The organism is Citrobacter sp. 21OH12SH02A-Citro, from assembly GCF_027919895.1.
GTDB lineage: Bacteria > Pseudomonadota > Gammaproteobacteria > Enterobacterales > Enterobacteriaceae > Citrobacter > Citrobacter braakii.
The window spans coordinates 17,770-35,486 of the sequence record NZ_CP114802.1 but is presented as its reverse complement, the minus strand read 5'-3'; the positions used below and the strand labels follow the sequence as shown (position 1 = coordinate 35,486).

Sequence of the window (17,717 nt, the reverse complement as noted above, 5' to 3'; positions counted from 1 at the left end):
TAGTTGAACATGTCAAACAAATCGCATACACTATGGAATAGGCCATTGCTAACGCTTTGGTCCCCATCTGCAACACCGCAGAGTTCTCTTTCTCAAATATCTCTTTCTGTAAACACCATCATCCTTGTGTGGTCGGGATGCGCCTTTGCCTTCCCTGCCCTCCTCAGCTCCTGCTGTATTCGCAATTTCAGCCCTCGCTGTATCCCTAAAATCACTTATACCTAAACGCTATTTAATATCACAAAATACCGCACTCCCCGTGCGCTATTTCCGCCATTCTTTTGGCGCACTTTCCATTACTATCGCAAAAATATCCGTATCCCATTGATTACTAAAAGTATTGTAACTTTGTTCCGTCGGTACAAAGTTAAGTGTATGTTTTTAAAGGTTTTTTATTGTTGACAGCATCATTATTTGGGCTTGTAAAGGCGCAAAATGTGTCAGTTTGTGACAATAGAAGAACTCTAAAAGCGTTCATCGAATAACGCACTTTTTGTATGGCTAACAACGCAGTTTAAAGGGTGGCAAACAATGGATAAATGCCAATTGATAGACATCCCAAGCGACCCAGAGAAGAAACGTGAGTGGATCAAGTACAAACTCAAGATCCAGGGGCTTTCTCTGGCCGCATTGGGCAGAAAACACAAAACATCTCGGCAGGTGGTGTCTACGGCACTCTATAAGCCCAGTCCACGCTGGGAACATGAGATAGCTACAGCTTTGGGTGTGAAGCCGTCTGAGATTTGGCCGGAGCGGTACGACGAAGAACACGAAATACCCCTCAGACATAAGGAGGCAAGCTGATGAAGAACAAAGCCAAGGCGCTAGTTCTGTCTGCGGCTCTCCTTTCATCAACAGCGAATGCTATTGACCTGAGCGGAACCATCTTCGACAAAGCAGCGAAAGCATATAACCTCGACCCTCTTCTAGTGTATTCGGTCGCATTGGCCGAATCTGCATCAGGGAGAGGTAATGGCTCTATAAGTCCTTGGCCTTGGACGCTTCGCGTTCCTGGGCTTCCTTTCTATGCTAAGTCGGAAGATCAGGCAAAGGCTAAGCTCGCTGAGTTTCAGCAGCAGTACGGTCGTTCCATTGATGTCGGGTTTATGCAAGTGAGCATCCGGTGGAATGGTCATAGAGTTTCTTCTCCAGCAGATCTTCTCGACCCAGAGACCAACGTCATGGTTGGGGCAGAGGTGCTATCAGAAGCCATTCAGTCATCTCCAAATGACTTGGAGCTTGGCGTTGGCCGCTATCACGCCTGGGAAGACGAAATCCGAGCCAGAAACTATGGTAGCCGAGTCTTGGCTATCTATCGCAACCTTCGTGATTTGTGAGGGGGGCGGAATGTTGGAACTGGATATTATTGGTGCGTGGGATGCAAGAGCCGTCAACCTCGATCAAGAAGAAGCTGATAGAAACGTCTACGAGTTCGATCTGACATTGTGGAACCTGCTATCCACTCTGGCAAAAGAACGTCCAGATGATGCGGCCTCACAATTTTCTTTGGGCATGGACACCGTTCAAAAGCTGTCACTGGCAACACCTTCCCAATTGGAAGCTCTGGCCTCTGGCGTGTTGATCTCTTTCAAACTCGAAACAGCAGAGCAGAACATCATCACGCGACTCTCTGGCGACTACGACCCTGTAGTTTTTATCAACCATAGTGTTGATGAATTTGATGCTGCCTACTGGTTGCTATTTAACCGCGTCGCATCGAGAGACCCGGAGATGGCAAAGGAAGTTTTCGGGGTTTCGAGAGAGCTTGCGGAGCTGGTGGCTAAGGCAACAGACAGCCAGTTGCGCCACATGTCTGGAACAACGGTTACGCATTTTACGCTTCGTTTTGCTCCGAGCATCATTGAAGAAATTCTCGATGACAGCCGGGAAGAGTTAACACACCCGGTATTGAAAAAACTGCAACAGTCTCTACAGGGACGTGGGAGGTGGAGATGAACATTGGCAACTCTGGTACATTGGGTCGCTGGGTTACAGCTCGACACATGGCCCTTGCTGGGTACATCACAAAAATCATCATGATCGAGACTGGTCTGACCTACAAACAGGTCAGACGGCTTTACCAGGATCTGGAGAGGGACGGATATACTCTGGAACGAAAATCCAGAACTTTCCGGGGTGGTGCGACACTGATTCATAGTCACACATCCAAGATACAGGCCTCTCTTCTAATGCAGCTCTACTTCAACATTGGTGGAGAAGCCGTGTTGCGGTCTGTGAACATCAAAGCCTTGAACAAGGCATTTAGAATGTATCACGCAATCCGCAAAGAAGTGCCCGGAATGAAAGGTGCTCGGTGGGCTCCGTTTGATATTACTGATGCCTGGTGTCTTGCTTCGGAGCTGAGAAGTGGGGACGCAATGCTGGAGGTGTGCGACAACTGCAAGTGTACGTACTTCACCTCTGTTAATCAAAGAACCTGCGTTGAATGTCCGTTCTGCAAAGAACAAGGAAGGCATGGTGGTGGGGAGAAAGAGTGTGCTTGAGTAGACTATGACATTTCGGACCAGAAGATGAGCGCCCAAACTTTGCGGCGCTCATTTTTTTACTTCTTCTGTGGGATACGGTAGCGCTCCAGCTCGACAGCTCCCAACCCCTTGAAAGCATCCGGGCGACGTCCTTGCCCACTCCACGAAACTCCGTCTTTTGAATATTTAGCATTATCAGGTTCTGATCTGCTCGTGAACATTTCGTTGAGCAAGCCGATGTCCACACCGCAGGATTCCATGTCGCTCATTATTCGCTCAGCCTGAGCTCGCTTTTCTTTTTCTTCTTCTTCTCGCTTTTTGTACTCTTCCTCCAGTTCATTGAGAACGCCCTTCATTCTGTCAATGATCTCCCGAACTTCATCTAACGGGAGTCCTCGCAACAGGGTGCGAATGCGGCTTTTACGCTTTAACTCTGCGATTATTAACTCTCTACGTTCAGCCGCTGATAGCGTAGAGAACTCCTCGTGGTCTTTCATGTCATACGGAGCCCATCAGTTTTCCTTTAAGTGAATCACGTTGAGAGTTCAGTTTTGCGTCAGTCTGCACTGGCGAATTTTGATGCTGTGCAGGTTGACTCTCTGAACTCTGTTGCTCAAAAGACCCAATGTTGCCAGAAAATCGAAGAGAATAAAGACCCAATAGAGCAAGGGCGCGGAGCCGATCACTACGCGCCTTATGCTGCATCTGGGACAGTTCACGATAGAGCTCCGGAAAGGCTTGCTCCGATATGTTCAGATTAGATATTTTTCCATCCCATTTGCTACCAGCCACAACGACCTCCTATCTATCAGCCGCAGAACCAGAAGCCCCTGGCATTGGATGCCACGGATTCGTTGGGCAGTACGATCCTGCTCTTAGGGAAAAGCTCCTTGGCCGCATCTTGGTAAGCCTCGGCACCGCCGCCAGCCAGCAGAACTACGTCAGCATCCATCCCGTCCTCACGCATTGACTTCCGCATAGGGATCAAGGCGTTTTGAGCGACTTTGGTTGAGGCTTTCTTGAAGTAGTCTTTGATCGATACCTTTTCACCGTAGAGGAAGATTTCGGCCTTACCGGCACGAATAGCTTTCTCGATCTTTTCGATGCCAGGGGCACCGCCGTGGTCTTCCTGAATTAGCCGGTCCGTTTCCTGTAGCAACACCGACATCGCCTTGAGGCTGGTGCCAGATGAGTGATAGCGGACCTCTCCCTCTTCAAGAGCTACCCAGTCTACAGAAAAGAACCCAGGGTCAATTACAACGGTTTTTCCTCCCTGGATAATCTCCAGGAGGTCTTCATCTTTGGTTGAACTTACAACATCCATGTAAGCACCGGCAGGTTGAGGTACAACCACGACAGACTTAACCGCTACCGATCGTTTTGGCGTGATCTGGTGTTCACCCTCAAGCCGAGATTTCAACGCCTCTCTGCGCTCTACGTCCATGTACTGACTAACAGGCAGGCCAGTCACCAGCACATCGATCTCCTTCTGCTCGGACATCAGGAGTGCAGCGTAGAAAAGAGCCTTGTATGGATTGGTCGAAGGATAGTCGCCGTGAAGCTCACGCTCCCATCCTTGCAATCGGTCAGGCTCGACGCCTGCAACCCATTTCTCTCCATCAATCACAACCTGAATGCAGGTCCCTGCACCGCCAGTTAACTGTTGTGGCATCAGTTCCAATGGACCTGCCCCCACCGGCATGACGACTGTGCGAGCTTCCTCACCTTTATACCCCATTGCCATTTTCAGGTTGGAGTAACCAATATCCAAACCCAGAACAAATTGACTCATGAAATCCTCCAAAGATTGCTTTTAGATTGCTTTTCGATTGCTTGCCGCGTGTTGGATAGAGAATAAGGCTAAAAGCGGGGACAGATGGCCTGTGTAATTGCCCAAAAGGGGCATATAGGTTGCTTTTCGGTGGCTTTTTGATCGTTGAGTAAGGGAACCTATGGGAACGCTGCACGGATAGGCTCAGATAAACAGACCTTACCCTCGCATCGAGAACCGCTTGCCCTCCAGCATCGAGAGACGGTGGTAAAGAGGCATTTGGAATCTTTGATGCCATATCCAATATATCTGGAATCTTTAAATATAGATTCATATGTAAAGAGGCTGTGAAAGAATAAGAGCATCAAGATTCCAGATAGATAGAGGGAAATTTGACAAATTCCAAAGATGGGTTAGCCTAGTGACAGAACTAGATTCCAGTATTGGAATAATCAGCTTTAAATTCCAGATAGATAGTTATGTGGATAGGAATTGGATAGGAATTGGGAGGGTATTGAGGTGAGTCTACCAACAGAGCGATGGCTAGATCTGCTAGATCCGAAGCTCGAAGAAGAACGATCCGAGATAACAGAGGATCTGCTAGAGGCAGAGGGACGAGAGTTTGTTGCAGAGGTACGGAGCAAACTGGATCACGCCTTAGCGGTTCTTGCTGTCGAGGCGCAGCAGGAAGCGGACATGTACTGGAACGCGCACAAATCAGCGCGTGAAGAAGCGTCAGAGGACGAACAAGGGCGTGTCGGTACACGGGTTCGCATTCTAGGCGTATCACTCGTTGCAGAGTGGTATCGCAACAGATTTGTCGAACAAGTTCCCGGACAAAAGAAAAGGGTTCTATCGACACATATCAAGAAGGGTCGCGGTCATGCCTACAGCATGTCGCACTTCAAGAAAGAGCCTGTCTGGGCACAAGAGTTGATCCAGCAAGTTGAAACCAGGTATGCCGTGTTAAGACAACGCGCCACTGCCTTAGCAAAAATTCGCCGGGCGCTAAACGAGTACGAGCGCCAGCTAAACAAGACACATAGCGACGAGGTGTGACAACATGACAGCATCTGTAGCGGCCACTGAATTGGCGAAACTGGGGAAATGTGAAGCGATGATCAAGAAAGTCGCCAGCCATCCTCGCCCTGCCCTGTCAAAGCGCCCACAATCGCCACAGGGGACAGATAGCACCCTTCGGGGTGAGTTCGCTCATTTCCGATATGAAGCGGCAGCCCTGCGTTTTATGAGCGGCACTGCGGGGGCTAAGCGTCGCATCTACCAGCTAGTGTTTTCAGCGACGGTAGCAGCGGGAGCATTGACAATGCTGGCGGCATGGACCACCAGCTAGAAAGTATCGACGGAACAATCATGAGCAAGAGAACCAAAGACAAAGACCTGGAGAAACTCGACGTAATCAAAGACTCACCGCAAATGAGCCTGTTTGAGATCATTGAATCTCCGGCCAAGAAAGACGACTACTCCAACACCATCGAGATCTACGATGCGCTGCCGAAGTACATTTGGGACCAAAAGCGTGAGCATGAAGATTTATCCAACGCTGTAGTGACACGACAATGCACCATCAGAGGCCAGCATTTCACGGTGAAGGTGAAGCCAGCCATCATCGAGAAGGATGACGGAAGAACCGTGCTGATCTACGCGGGACAGCGAGAGGAAATCCTTGAGGATGCTCTACGCAAGCTCGCAGTGAACGGGAAAGGCCATATCATCGAGGGCAAGGCTGGAGTCATGTTCACTCTGTACGAACTCCAGAAAGAGCTCTCGAAGATGGGTCACGGGTACAACCTGAACGAAATCAAGGAAGCAATCCAGGTTTGTCGTGGCGCAACACTCGAATGTATCAGTGATGACGGTGAAGCCTTCATCAGCTCCAGCTTCTTCCCGATGGTGGGACTGACCACCAGAGGTGAGTTTCGCAAGAAAGGCGGGAACGCCAGGTGCTATGTGCAGTTCAACCCGCTGGTAAACGAATCGATCATGAATCTGTCGTTTCGTCAGTACAACTACAAAATCGGAATGCAAATCCGCTCCCCTCTTGCACGGTACATCTACAAGCGAATGAGCCACTACTGGACTCAAGCATCACCAGATTCGCCGTACACGCCATCGCTTATCAGCTTCCTGACCCAGAGCCCTCGTGAATTGAGCCCACGGATGCCGGAGAACGTCAGAGCCATGAAGCTCGCTCTGGAGGCCCTCATCAAACAAGAGGTCATAAGCGACTACGACGCGAACCAGATCAAGGATGGCCGCAGAGTCATCGACGTGCGGTACGTCATAAGGCCTCATGAGAACTTCGTGAAGCAGGTGATGGCGTCCAACAAGCGTAAGCAGCAGACAGAGCTACGGGCCATCAAGCACGGCATGATCGACCACGACATCATTGATGAACCCCAACGTAAGGGGAGATAGCCACCAGAATCTCCCACCCCCCAGGGAAAAGAAAGATAGGCGCGTCAGCGCCTTTTTTTATGCCAGAAGAAAGCGCACAAGGTACGCCCACCAGGCAGGACCGGAAACGGAATGCCTCCGCATATGGGGGAGCTGCACGGATAGAGCGAACGTGACCCCAGATGCAGCGTGGGCTGGGGCTCTATATATGGGATCGCTGCACGGTAGTCGCAAGCTGAGTCTCAGTATCGTGCAAGCGTAAGCCACGACGAAGGATAAGTGCCATGCTGCTCCAGTGGTTCCCGTAGAGTGGTTCCCGTAAGGTATTGATAGTTAAAGGGTGAGGATGTGGGGGACCTGCACGTTATGAGATTTGATATGTGGGTACGTTGCACGAAAGCAGGTCCTGAACCTCTCGATATATGGGAACTCTGCACGATTGACGAAGCAGAACAAAGATTGACAGATCAGGACAAACCTAAAAAAGCAGTCAAAATGACTCTAATAGTCCATAAAGTGATCACGCGCACACAAAAAGAGGCCAAAAGTTATCCACATTTCCTGTGCATAAACGGGGTTTTGGTATATGGGAACGCTGCACGATCATATGTGGGTACGCTGCACGGTGCAAAAAACGACCAAAATTGACATGTGGGTACGTTGCACGTTCAGAAAATTGTATATGGGGCGACTGCACGTATGACCTTAGACATGTGGGAATACTGCACGAACACCAGATCTGATATGTGGGAACGCTGCACGAAAGCTCTGTTTTGTAAGGATTTTGTGGAAAAAAGAGGGGTTCCGTGTGGATAACAGTGGATAAGATCCAAGGGTATGTGGGGACGTTGCACGGCAACCTATGGGAACGCTGCACGGCAACCTATGGGTTTGTTGCACGGAATAAATATGAAAACACCAGTAATATCAATGTGTTGAGTGGTGATTTAGAACGCCTAACCTGTCTTTAACCGTTTTTAATCCTTTATACAAAGATCTAAAGATCTTTATATTTATCCTTTTGATCACTGAACAAAAAATAATCAACACTGTTTTTTTAGAAAAAAGTCTCGTATGCAAGGCCGAACAGGACGAGTATCACCAACAAGATAAGCATCGACAGCACAAAGTAACCAGACTCGTACATCACAGCTTTGATCACAGAAACGACGCTGATCGATCTTCCAGAGATCCTCCCGATGATCCACTGAAACGCAACGAACGAACCAAGCCCACAGATCAGAACCACCGCTACGGAGACAAGTGCATGTTCCCTCAGGACAGACTCACTCAGGAAACCATACTGCATCCCCATCAATACAAGCCTGCCAATGCCAAAACCCAGGCCCAATGCAACAGCTCCACGAACCAGCACGACCTTCAACGACTGGAGCCATGTCAGCTCAAGATCCATCCCCTTACGGGAAGACCGACGCACCAGCACCGTAGATATGCCCAACCCCAAAAACACCAAAAAAACAAAATCCAACATTGCCACCTCTGCACAAATCAATCAGAACCACAGGCCTCTCGGCCAAATGCGCCACCAGGGAGAACCCACTTCTGCCCCTCCGGCACAAAAATCGGGAGCGTGTAATCTTCTCTGGATACCTGCTCCAATGCCTCAACATCACTAATCTGTATCGGCGCAACAGCAGAACCTAAATCTATTACGTCGATTTTTTTTCTTGATACCGTCACACCAAAGGTTTGTTCATACTGAGCAATTTTCCCAGCTCGTTCAGGCCAGTAGTGACGGATCGTGGACCAGATACGCTGTGAGTTGTAGATGCAGGTCATACACGACGACCGGCTCCAGCCAAGGCGATAAGGGACTGGGGCCAGGATGCGGTGACGCTCGATTACTTCCCATACCTCCTCCTCAGTCCAATGAAGAACGGGCCTCCAGGCATCAACTAACCGTGCAGTCTTCCCATATCTTCTGTCACAGGCATGAGCCTCAAGCTGGTTGTACTTGGATCTGTTTGCACTTTCCTCCCGGCGCTCACCAGTGATGAAAAGGATCTTCTTCCCCTTGAAGCGCTCCTGGTTATTAAGAGCTCTGCGGCCAACATCGATCTTCAAGGCTGATGAGCACCACCTTGTTTGGAGTGATGGCGATTGCTGAGGGAAACGAAGGCGCGTACCAGGCTTAGAGCGCTTATGGTCTCTAGGCAGCACCAGAAGCCCCTCAGGCGTCTCTACACGATGGGGGTGGCTATAGGCATTGTCTTTGAGCATTTCGCCCTCAAAGCCGCCCTCAAGCCACGAGAAGTACATTGGGATACCCAGTTCTTCCCCGAGCTGACGACAGTAATCACGCATGAAGGCCCAATCCATCAACGAACTGCCTTCCTGACCATCAACATCATGGTGCCAGAACTCCACCTTTGACTTATCAACACCCATGTCCACCAGCCGCAAGTACGCAGCAATCGAGTCTTTGCCTCCAGACAGGCAAACAATGATGTGATCGTACAAACTCAGGTCCACATCCGGAGCGGAGAAGTACGTTGTTCTATCGTCACAACGCTGACTGGAAGATATGCCGGTAAGAACCGACTCCAGTGATGGCAACACCACCTGGTCATCGAACAAATCTCCTTGGTTTTCTCGTCTCAACATAAGTCGCTCTTTTTTCTTTACTGGGTTGTTTTTATGATTTACAGTATTATAAAATGATACTGTGAAAAGTAAAGTTTTCAGAACGACTAATCACTCAGGAGAACTTGATAAGCACCAGAAAGCAATCTAAAGGTGGTTTTTCGGTGAGGTTAGTTCAGGGGCAACCTGCCGCTGCTGATTGGAAATCATCAAGAAGTGGCTTTTTGGTGGGGTTACGGTTTGAAGGGGTGAGTATGTGGGAACGTTGCACGGTTAAAGGGGGCCGCACATGAAAACGATAAAGCGGTTCATCGTATGGGTGAATTACGGTCTTGAGGGTTGGAGCATTTTCGGATCGAGCGATGACTGGGATGAAGCGGTATCCATCCGTTCGGAAGCGATAGACGAATGCAATATTGACGAGGAAGACATCATCTTGGCAGAAAACAAAAACGAGCTGGTGGTAAAACCTGCGGCCAAGCAAATGACGGAGTGGCACCGGGAACTGGAAGCCGTCCTTATGACCTTGGATGACTGCCAGATGGAATGTGACGGTATGACATGGGCAGTAAGCCACCTACTCAATGAAGCGGGTGTACCTCATGACTGCATGTATGGCTTTGTGCGAAACGAACAGACCAAGGACATCGTGACACCGCATTTCTGGGTTGTCCTGGATGATGGGTGGCTGGTGGATCTGAGGCTACGCATGTGGCTGGGCGATCACGACAACATTCCTCACGGGGTATTCCATCCCGATAACGAGCCAGGACTTTTCTACAAGGGAGACCCGGTTCAAAACCATAAAGGGATGAGACTGGGCAAAGCCGTCCTGGACATCATGACCGACGGAAAACTTTCACATGTGAAAGTTCCTGAACGACAAGACGGAGAGTAATAGCGTGGAATTTGATTACGACAAGTCAGTATCAAACGCACATCTTGAGGCCGCAGGCTGGGGTATGGATGCCTTTAACCACTCCAACCCATTTGAGAGTCATGTCATCTATGTGCGTGACTACCGCAACGATCACATCCGCCTGTTCACCATCAAGCAGGCTGACTTCGACACGATAAAGCTGCCGCTTCACCTTACCTCCGACATGCTGGCTTCGGTGATCGCTGAGTTCGTATCGAAGGCAGCAAAAGGGAAGTTGAATACGAAGGAGTCCGACACGCTGGCTCCTGCCTTGGTTGGCTATGCCAAATCAACAGAAACCTACCGGAGCTGGCGGAGAGTTTCTGGAGCAACAGAGCGATTGCATATGGTCATCAATATCTATGCGGGTTCTGAATTGCTGAGACCTTTCATCGCTCGGGCTCCTGAGACCGTCCTGACGACCCAAGAGCTACTGGTCTTCTCATCACAGGTTAAGAGCATGGATGTATCCAATCATCCAGAGTGGTTTAGGGGCCGGAGGTAGTCATGAAGCCAGTTCTCTGGATATTCGTCCTGATCATCGCCCCTTTCGTCATTGCGAAAGTGGACCAATGGCGCAAACGCGGCATTGGAGACACCTGGGCGTGGTGGAAATCAGAGAACATGCCTTATGAGCTGCGCTCGGCCACTCTGTTTTTGTCCGAACAGGACATATCAACCACACAGCCGGTGCCCATGCACGGCAGGGTTGATCAGGTGTACCAAACCAAGAATGGGGTTCTCATTCCCTTGGACACCAAGCTGCGCCAGGTAAACCACATCTATGAGTCGGACATTATCCAGCTCTCGGTTTACCGGGTAATTCTGTCACACAAGTACAAGGCACCCGTTGCCAAGTACGGCTATGTCCGAACCGTTGTTGAGACAGCGGACGGGGATAGAGTCCGTTACATCAAGACAAACCTTCTCAGCGAAAAAGAAGTGGTCAAGCTGTGGCACCGCTATCAATCCATCCGTTCTGGTCAGGTAAAAACCTCCTGTTCCTGTGGCGGAAAGTTTCACATGTGAAAGTTCTGGATTGAATCAGGGTTGCCCGAATTGGGCAGCTAGGCGGGGTTGCATTTTTGAAAAGTCCTGTACGCTGGTTGGTATAGGAGGTGAATAGTGGCCCAGCTTAAACATAACCGCTTCGTCATGTTGGGGTCCTTGGTAGCGACGGTCGTAGCTGCCGCCAATGGCTTGAGTTTTCTCACCCTTATGGCTGGTGGAATGACCCTTCTCCAGTTCATGGCTTGGAAGCAACAAGATGCTGTCCGGAGCCGGTTTAAAGCTGCGAAGGATGCGTTTGAAGCGTTGAACGTCATTGCGTTCGACAAGCACTGGGTAGGTTCAACCGCGACGGTCGCCAAAGTGTCGAACATGATCACTCCGCCCGAACGACTGGATAAGCCCTGGGCGGTGCAAGTTCTGGCCGTGACCAAAGGTGGGACGTGGTTCGCGGTGGATCTGCAAGTGACCGGCACTGACAAGGTTCAGATGCTTAGCCTCCACCAGCTTAGTGAAAAGGCGGCAAAGACCATGCTGGCCTTCGACCTCGAAGTGTATGAGAAATTTTTCGGAAAACCTGATGTTGCATGAGGACAATGTGATGGAAAAAGTCAAAAGCGTAGATGCCGTGGAGTTCACGGCAGCAGATAAGAAGGCGATGACCCATGCGGCATACGCCCAGTGTTTCTTCATTCTGGCCCAAGTGATGGCATTCCCTTCCCTGGGGGTGGCTGGCGCTATGGTTGCTGCTCTGTGCGGCATGATGCCGTGGTTGACCAAGTTCGCCAAAGAGGCTCCATCGAAAGCCTTTGGCATGGTGATGGCTTCACTCTGCCTTGCTCCTGTGTACGGGAAACTCTGTGAGCTGGTGGTCCACGCGATTCAGGGAGCTTGAGCTTATGGGGGTAGTACGAGTTCCCTACCTCTTGGCTGAGCTGAAAGAACGCGGATGTGCTGATGAATCTGCTCTGGCGCAGGTTATGCAGCCTGGATGCCGAATTGGAGAGGAAGACCTGCGGAAGTTGGCCGCAAATTTAGGGCTTGAAGTGTCCGAGCTGGCACCAGCGCCAGAGAACGCGGCCAACACCCGGTTCAAAGCAAAGCTGAGAGGAGGTTTGGCCTCCTTTCTTTTTGAGTACGACGGCTGTTTCCGACATGCAGAAGGCTCCAGCCATGCAGAAATGTTGGGTATCGAGCAAGAAGACGACATAGGTCTTCCGAGTCGAGCTGCTGACGCCATGCTCCTGGAGAAGACGCTTTACCAGGTAATCGCTCGGGCTAAGTACATGCTCGGCAAAATCGACAGCAAGTTTGTCAGGTCAGAACAAGCAATCGAGTTCCGTGAGCAACTTGCTCCTGGGATCTTCAAACCAGGTTACAGAGGTTTCCGATTCAAGGAGGCTGCCGCTGGTGATTTGCCTACTGTCATGATTGACGGTCGGAAGTTCAACTGCGTTGCCAGCATAGCCAGAGCACATGGACTTGATCCGGTAACGGTGCGTAGGCGCATTGCGGACACCGGGAAGGCCGCAGACAAACTCTCCAATGATGAGTGGAAGCTCATCCTCGCCAAGAAAAAAGGTAAAGGGAAACCCTTCACCTATCTGGACAGGACCTACAGCAACATTGCTCAGTTCTGTCGTGAGCATCAGCTCAACACCAACCTTGTTTACCAGAAAGTCAAAGACCGGGCTGATAGCGCTGATGAAGAGTTCTGGGGACTGATAATCGAAACATGCAAAAGGAAAAACTAATGGCAGAAAACAAAGAGATCCCCTGGGAGAAAGAACTCATTGAGAAGTACATGTTCACCCTGCATAAAGAGCAGGTGAAAGACCGGCGCTGGCGGACCATGTTGCGTGTGCTTCGCGCATCTGGTTTCGTGCTTCTCATGATCGGCTTCATCATTTTGGCATCTAATCCGGGTGGGATGCCGTGGCAAAGCGCCAAGGCAGGAGCCCCTCACACCGCGTATATCAACATCCGTGGTGAAATTGCTGCTGGCACTCTGGCCGATGCTGATCACCTTATCCCGTCCATCCAAGCTGCATTCGACAACCCGAACTCACAAGCTATCGTGCTTCGCATAAACAGCCCTGGCGGTAGCCCGGTTCAAGCAGGACGGATTTATGACGAAGTGAAGGCGCAGCGAGCCCTTCATCCGGAGAAAAAGGTCTACGCCATCATTGATGACATCGGTGCCTCTGGCGGTTACTACATCGCCTCTGCTGCGGATGAAATCTATGCTGACCGCGCCAGCCTTGTCGGTTCTATCGGCGTCATCAGCTCGGGGTTTGGATTCACCGGCTTGATGGACAAGCTCGGCATCGAGCGCCGGGCTATCACTTCCGGAGAGCACAAAGCGCTTCTCGACCCATTCTCCCCTCTTACCTCTGACATGAAGAAATTCTGGGAGGGCGTTCTATCGAAAACCCACCAGCAGTTCATCGAACGAGTGAAGGCTGGGCGGGGTGATCGACTGAAAGACGACCCAGAGGTGTTTTCTGGATTGCTCTGGAACGGGGAGCAGGCCAAAGACATTGGGCTGATTGATGGCCTGGGTAGTTTGAACTCCGTGGCGCGAGACGTCATCCACCAGAGCAACTTGGTGGACTACACACCAACCGAAGACATCATCCGGCGACTGACCCAACGAGCGAAGCTCGAAGCCAGTTCCTTCGTGCAAGAACTCAGCGCTGTGAAAGTTTACTGATAGGAGCAGTTTGATATGACAGAACAAAGTACCAAATCACTACGTCTCGGGGTTGTTGCCGCCATTCTTTTGGGGCTCGTAGGAACCGGGTTCGGGATCTACCAGTTCGTGAAAGAGAAGGATCTGGCGCAAGAGATCGCCAACGTGAAGTCTACGGTCAACCAGGTGAAGGATGCCGAAGGCGTCACCTTCAAAAGCAAGGCAGAGTTTGAAGCTGCTGTGGCCGAAAGCATCAACAAGTTTGTCGCGCAGAAACAACAAGCCGACATCGATCAGAAGTATGCCCAGTTCGAGGCAGCACCTGAGAAGGTCGAAGAAGGCAAACACATCTACGGGGACCTTGGTGCTCGGTTCACGCTGGTGGAGTTCTCCGATATGGAGTGCCCATTCTGCAAGCGATTCCACGACACACCCAAACAAATTGTGGATGCCAGCAAAGGCAATGTGAATTGGCAGTGGAAGCACATGCCTCTCGATTTCCATAACCCGGCAGCTCACAAGGAAGCTCTGGCCGCTGAATGTATTGCTGAGCAGAAGGGCAACCGTGGCTTCTGGGTCTTCGTTAACGACATTTTCCACCATACCCAGGGGAATGGTGGCGGTGTTGCTGACCTGGCCTCTGTTGTCACTGGTGTTGGTGCTGATCTGGATGCGTTCCGGGAGTGCCTCGGCTCAGGAAAGTACGAAGACAAGGTTGAAGCTGACATCCAGAAAGCCAAGAGCTATGGCGTCAACGGGACACCAGCCACTTTTGTAGTGGACAACCATACCGGCAAGAGCCAGCTTCTCGGCGGCGCTCAACCGGCGCAAGCCATCATGGCCGTGATGCGAAAAATGATGATTGAGTCGCAACAAGACGACTCCGCGAACCAATAAAAACTTTCACATGTGAAAGTGGAGTGAGAACTGATGATCAAGATTACAACTAAATTGGGATGCCTTCTGGCGGGGCTGCTTGTCCTGTCGGCTTGCTCAAGCGTCCCTCAGCCAAACAACGAATACGCGAAGGCCTTGGATGATACCAAACAGGTATGCGCTGCCTGTGCCCTGGTTGGTAATGACCTGCTGGTTGCCCTCAACAAGTCATGCGACACCCCAATGACCCCCGAGACTCTTACAAGCGTCATGAACAGTAACCCGATGTTTGCCGCCATGATGGCAATTAACTCCATAGGTGGAACCGACTTCTATCAGGTTTACCGTGATGCGGCCATAGACACCCTGCGGTGCAATGAAATGGACAGTTGGCCTGATCGGACCAAGGTGCGTTTCCAGCAGCCCGACATGCAAAAGGCGCTGGCCTTGAGGGTTTCTGCCAGACAGCAGAAGGCAAATTAACTTTCACATGTGAAAGTCAGGCTCTCCGGGGCCTGATTTCACTATGAGGTGAATCTATGGAGTTACAAGAAGCAAAAGAGGCTCTCGATAGCCTTCATCCACACAAGGCCTCAGCGCCTTTGAGGCTTGTCATCCACCAGCCAGGTGGGATTGGTGGAACCCCTACAGTGGGGGTGAAAGCTATTCACGCAGGCTTTGACTGGGACAGCAACACCATCCTGATCTATCCGGAAGAGCAGCTCACCCGGTTGACGCCGGATGAGGTCGCCGCCATCACGAAGTCAGTATCGAAAGGACAGTCCTGGCATTCATATCAGCAGTTCAAGAAGTATCGGGAGCAGTTGGCCGAAGCCACGGAAGAAATTAATAGGCTCAGGGCTGAGCTGGGCAGGTATCAGAATAACGGGAGGGGGTAATGCTAAAACGCGGAATTATCAATCTCGCTGCTAGTTACATCATTGTTGATGCCCTACTCCGGAATGCAGCAATTTGGATCTTTGGCTTGTCCTTCTCCGTTGGTGGCACTTACGTCACTGGCGAGGCCAGTACATGGGTCGTTTACCTAGCCACTTCTGGTGCCATGACACTCTGTTCTGTCGTAACAGCCTACCTGCTCGTGACCTATCACCGCTGGGGGCTGATGACGGCCAGGGTCTGGTTGCTATTGAGTGCCTGCCTAAACGGCTATGCCGTCTATTTGAGTAGCCACAACATCCAGTTGGTGGTGGCACTGCTTTCCAGCCTGTTTATTGCTTTGTGGATGCTCAAGACCCTTGAGCAACCAGCAGTGAAGGGGACGTACAAGGTAATCGCTGATCTTCACCGTCAGCTATGGGGAATGTTGAAGGGGCAAACACAATGACGACGAATACTCAAAACGCGAACGCCAACCAGGTTCGGTCTTTACGCGACATGCTTGTCCCCGCCCTGTTGTTCTATGTGGTGATGACGGCCATGTTTGTGGGTCTTGACGCATTCATGGATAAACCCACCAGCATGAACCTGCCATTTATGCCGTTCCTTGTCTCGATGGTGAGTTTTACCAGTGACGCACGTCGAGCGTGGGACTGGCGAAACGGGACCAAGGTTGTAGCTGTATTGACTGCGGTAGCCATGCTGTTGGCATTCATCTATCAGCTCGCGGTCGGAGAGATGAATCTCTTAGGGGTTGGTATATACCCGGCCACAGCCATCCTTCTGTTGGCAATCTCCTGGGTGATTCGCGCTATCGGAAAGACAGCACCTTTCCAGTTCCTGGGGAGACACCTGGCGCGGTTTGGTGCATCGAAGTGGGTCCAGCGTACCGCCGCAGTCATTGTGCTCGCGGGAGGCCTTGCCATCACTATCTATGCCTACTGGCTTAACCACGGGAGCTGATGATGATCATTGCAACGAAGAACGGCTTTCTGGTGGCCGCAGAACTAATCAGGGAAGAGGCCGGGTACTGGCTACTACAGCCTCGTGACCAAAAGACGCCGGTCAGGGTGAATAAGCAGGATAACAATAAACGCGCTTTCACGCATATGGGAGACGCCCTTCGCTGGGCCGGTGATCCTGAGCTTGCAAAGCAATTCGATGCCGAGGGGGAAGAACATGCAAATTCGTGACTACATGACAAAGTTGTTTGACGCATTTGGTGATGTGGAGGAAGTCACCCGAGAAATGCTTCTGGAGCAGGCGGAGCTCATTCATACGATCAGCGATAAGTGTCAGAGCACAGGCCTGTTTCTGGATAGTCAGGTTCGTTTCAACCAGTTCGTTCAAGAGATTGAGGCTGACGACAAGGTAGAGGATCGGTTGCTTCATGCTTGGTGCTGGGTAATGGACCGAATAGTGAAGGCTCCAACATCCTTTCACATGGATGGGGCTGTGATTTTGACAATGCCTCTGGTCGCCAGATACCTGCCACCGGTTGAACAGGAGCCGGAAACCATCGTGGTGAATCTCGATGAGGACTACAAGGCTCCTGTAGGCAACCAAACGCTCTGCGAGCTCGTTATGGAACGGAGGCATTGGCCGCAAGGTGCAACCTGTGCGACCCAAGAAGCGGACGGGGGAGTCCTCTACTGGGACGCCCCGGTTGATGTGGTAGAGGAAGGCAGAAAGGTCGCCGGTAAGCACGGCATGATGGCCGAGATCGGATTGAAACATCAGGTTGATGCCTGGTATGCAGATATGGACGAAACACGGCTCGCAACCGATTGGAACACCGCCGTCATTACGCCTCACTGCTTGCTGCTTTCCTATCTGGATGTGCTTCAAAAGAACAAAGTTCCCTTTGATGAAGGTGTGCAGCTCGCTGCCGAATGGGTGAAGCAACTTGGCGGGGAATTTCGTGAAGACACTGAGGAAGCGCCGGAAGCTGAGGCTTCAGTGCTTTCCCTGGGGAGAGCCACGGCTCATTGCTTTAAACCCTATCCGGACACAAAAAATTTCTATTACGAGGCCTAAGCCTCACCCAAA

At 51.0% G+C, this 17,717-nt stretch carries 26 protein-coding genes; 21 read left to right on the top strand and 5 right to left on the bottom strand.

Annotated features, from left to right (window positions below; genetic code table 11):
* Window positions 1–531: 531 nt before the first annotated feature.
* From O6D90_RS23750 to O6D90_RS23735, 4 genes are read left to right on the top strand one after another with little or no spacing between them, the layout of a single operon-like run.
* Window positions 532–804, top strand: a complete 273-nt coding sequence (locus O6D90_RS23750) for a helix-turn-helix domain-containing protein (protein ID WP_000356489.1) — start codon at window positions 532–534, stop codon at window positions 802–804.
* Window positions 804–1,337: a transglycosylase SLT domain-containing protein gene (locus O6D90_RS23745; RefSeq protein WP_032064504.1), complete on the top strand. Its 534-nt coding sequence runs from the start codon at window positions 804–806 to the stop codon at window positions 1,335–1,337. Before O6D90_RS23750 ends, O6D90_RS23745 begins: the two co-directional genes overlap by 1 nt.
* 10 nt (window positions 1,338–1,347) lie before the next feature.
* Entirely contained in the window at window positions 1,348–1,956 is a 609-nt protein-coding gene (locus tag O6D90_RS23740; protein WP_000891157.1) for a hypothetical protein, read from the top strand.
* Entirely contained in the window at window positions 1,953–2,504 is a 552-nt protein-coding gene (locus O6D90_RS23735; protein ID WP_001020646.1) for a FlhC family transcriptional regulator, read from the top strand. The genes O6D90_RS23740 and O6D90_RS23735 overlap by 4 nt, the downstream gene beginning before the upstream one ends.
* A gap of 59 nt (window positions 2,505–2,563) precedes the next feature.
* Here the strand turns inward: O6D90_RS23735 and O6D90_RS23730 are convergent, their stop codons facing one another.
* From O6D90_RS23730 to O6D90_RS23720, 3 genes are read right to left on the bottom strand one after another with little or no spacing between them, the layout of a single operon-like run.
* Window positions 2,564–2,983 (bottom strand): H-NS family nucleoid-associated regulatory protein, encoded by a 420-nt coding sequence (locus O6D90_RS23730; protein ID WP_000651490.1) that lies wholly within the window; start codon window positions 2,981–2,983, stop codon window positions 2,564–2,566.
* A gap of 1 nt (window position 2,984) precedes the next feature.
* Window positions 2,985–3,278, bottom strand: a complete 294-nt coding sequence (locus tag O6D90_RS23725) for a hypothetical protein (RefSeq protein WP_000919078.1) — start codon at window positions 3,276–3,278, stop codon at window positions 2,985–2,987.
* Window positions 3,279–3,294: 16 nt separating this feature from the next.
* On the bottom strand, window positions 3,295–4,278 hold the full coding sequence (locus O6D90_RS23720) for a ParM/StbA family protein (protein ID WP_000077458.1): 984 nt from the start codon (window positions 4,276–4,278) through the stop codon (window positions 3,295–3,297).
* A gap of 498 nt (window positions 4,279–4,776) precedes the next feature.
* Between O6D90_RS23720 and mobI the strand changes: the two genes are divergently transcribed.
* The 3 genes from mobI to O6D90_RS23705 are packed head-to-tail and all read left to right on the top strand — an operon-like array spanning window position 4,777 to window position 6,693.
* Window positions 4,777–5,316 (top strand): conjugative transfer protein MobI(A/C), encoded by a 540-nt coding sequence (mobI, locus tag O6D90_RS23715; protein WP_001447712.1) that lies wholly within the window; start codon window positions 4,777–4,779, stop codon window positions 5,314–5,316.
* A 4-nt stretch (window positions 5,317–5,320) separates the two neighbouring features.
* Window positions 5,321–5,608: a hypothetical protein gene (locus O6D90_RS23710; protein ID WP_000127321.1), complete on the top strand. Its 288-nt coding sequence runs from the start codon at window positions 5,321–5,323 to the stop codon at window positions 5,606–5,608.
* Window positions 5,593–6,693 carry a RepB family plasmid replication initiator protein gene (locus O6D90_RS23705; protein WP_000350011.1) on the top strand — a complete coding sequence of 367 codons (1,101 nt, stop codon included), beginning with the start codon at window positions 5,593–5,595 and terminating at the stop codon, window positions 6,691–6,693. Before O6D90_RS23710 ends, O6D90_RS23705 begins: the two co-directional genes overlap by 16 nt.
* Before the next feature lie 1,036 nt (window positions 6,694–7,729).
* Here the strand turns inward: O6D90_RS23705 and O6D90_RS23700 are convergent.
* Entirely contained in the window at window positions 7,730–8,164 is a 435-nt protein-coding gene (locus O6D90_RS23700) for a hypothetical protein (RefSeq protein WP_000883925.1), read from the bottom strand.
* A gap of 17 nt (window positions 8,165–8,181) precedes the next feature.
* The gene (locus tag O6D90_RS23695) at window positions 8,182–9,297 is read right to left on the bottom strand and encodes a phosphoadenosine phosphosulfate reductase family protein (RefSeq protein WP_000946102.1); all 1,116 of its coding nucleotides are present in this window, start codon (window positions 9,295–9,297) and stop codon (window positions 8,182–8,184) included.
* A 268-nt stretch (window positions 9,298–9,565) separates the two neighbouring features.
* On the opposite strand from O6D90_RS23695, the gene O6D90_RS23690 reads away from it, so the two are divergent.
* The 14 genes from O6D90_RS23690 (at window position 9,566) to O6D90_RS23625 (ending at window position 17,705) form a co-directional block, all read left to right on the top strand.
* Window positions 9,566–10,174 (top strand): hypothetical protein, encoded by a 609-nt coding sequence (locus O6D90_RS23690; protein ID WP_000849071.1) that lies wholly within the window; start codon window positions 9,566–9,568, stop codon window positions 10,172–10,174.
* A gap of 4 nt (window positions 10,175–10,178) precedes the next feature.
* Entirely contained in the window at window positions 10,179–10,700 is a 522-nt protein-coding gene (locus O6D90_RS23685; RefSeq protein WP_000393785.1) for a hypothetical protein, read from the top strand.
* A gap of 2 nt (window positions 10,701–10,702) precedes the next feature.
* Entirely contained in the window at window positions 10,703–11,224 is a 522-nt protein-coding gene (locus O6D90_RS23680) for a hypothetical protein (protein WP_000805800.1), read from the top strand.
* A gap of 96 nt (window positions 11,225–11,320) precedes the next feature.
* Window positions 11,321–11,794, top strand: a complete 474-nt coding sequence (locus tag O6D90_RS23675) for a hypothetical protein (protein ID WP_000057877.1) — start codon at window positions 11,321–11,323, stop codon at window positions 11,792–11,794.
* 10 nt (window positions 11,795–11,804) lie between these two features.
* A complete protein-coding gene (locus tag O6D90_RS23670; RefSeq protein WP_001370730.1) occupies window positions 11,805–12,098 on the top strand; it encodes a hypothetical protein in 294 nt (97 codons plus the stop codon).
* A 4-nt stretch (window positions 12,099–12,102) separates the two neighbouring features.
* Window positions 12,103–12,957: a hypothetical protein gene (locus O6D90_RS23665; RefSeq protein ID WP_000539392.1), complete on the top strand. Its 855-nt coding sequence runs from the start codon at window positions 12,103–12,105 to the stop codon at window positions 12,955–12,957.
* On the top strand, window positions 12,957–13,916 hold the full coding sequence (locus O6D90_RS23660; protein ID WP_000829616.1) for a S49 family peptidase: 960 nt from the start codon (window positions 12,957–12,959) through the stop codon (window positions 13,914–13,916). The genes O6D90_RS23665 and O6D90_RS23660 overlap by 1 nt, the downstream gene beginning before the upstream one ends.
* Window positions 13,917–13,931: 15 nt before the next feature.
* The gene (locus tag O6D90_RS23655) at window positions 13,932–14,792 is read left to right on the top strand and encodes a DsbA family protein (RefSeq protein WP_000139698.1); all 861 of its coding nucleotides are present in this window, start codon (window positions 13,932–13,934) and stop codon (window positions 14,790–14,792) included.
* A 33-nt stretch (window positions 14,793–14,825) separates the two neighbouring features.
* Complete coding sequence (locus O6D90_RS23650) at window positions 14,826–15,254, top strand: hypothetical protein (protein WP_000591074.1); 429 nt, start codon at window positions 14,826–14,828, stop codon at window positions 15,252–15,254.
* Window positions 15,255–15,310: 56 nt separating this feature from the next.
* Window positions 15,311–15,670: a hypothetical protein gene (locus O6D90_RS23645; RefSeq protein WP_000422768.1), complete on the top strand. Its 360-nt coding sequence runs from the start codon at window positions 15,311–15,313 to the stop codon at window positions 15,668–15,670.
* Complete coding sequence (locus O6D90_RS23640; RefSeq protein ID WP_000919345.1) at window positions 15,670–16,116, top strand: Fe3+-siderophore ABC transporter permease; 447 nt, start codon at window positions 15,670–15,672, stop codon at window positions 16,114–16,116. The genes O6D90_RS23645 and O6D90_RS23640 overlap by 1 nt, the downstream gene beginning before the upstream one ends.
* Window positions 16,113–16,631: a nitrite reductase gene (locus O6D90_RS23635; protein WP_000210756.1), complete on the top strand. Its 519-nt coding sequence runs from the start codon at window positions 16,113–16,115 to the stop codon at window positions 16,629–16,631. Before O6D90_RS23640 ends, O6D90_RS23635 begins: the two co-directional genes overlap by 4 nt.
* Window positions 16,631–16,861, top strand: a complete 231-nt coding sequence (locus O6D90_RS23630; protein WP_000972663.1) for a hypothetical protein — start codon at window positions 16,631–16,633, stop codon at window positions 16,859–16,861. Before O6D90_RS23635 ends, O6D90_RS23630 begins: the two co-directional genes overlap by 1 nt.
* Window positions 16,848–17,705 (top strand): hypothetical protein, encoded by an 858-nt coding sequence (locus O6D90_RS23625; RefSeq protein ID WP_001167032.1) that lies wholly within the window; start codon window positions 16,848–16,850, stop codon window positions 17,703–17,705. Before O6D90_RS23630 ends, O6D90_RS23625 begins: the two co-directional genes overlap by 14 nt.
* The last annotated feature ends 12 nt before the right edge of the window (window positions 17,706–17,717 follow it).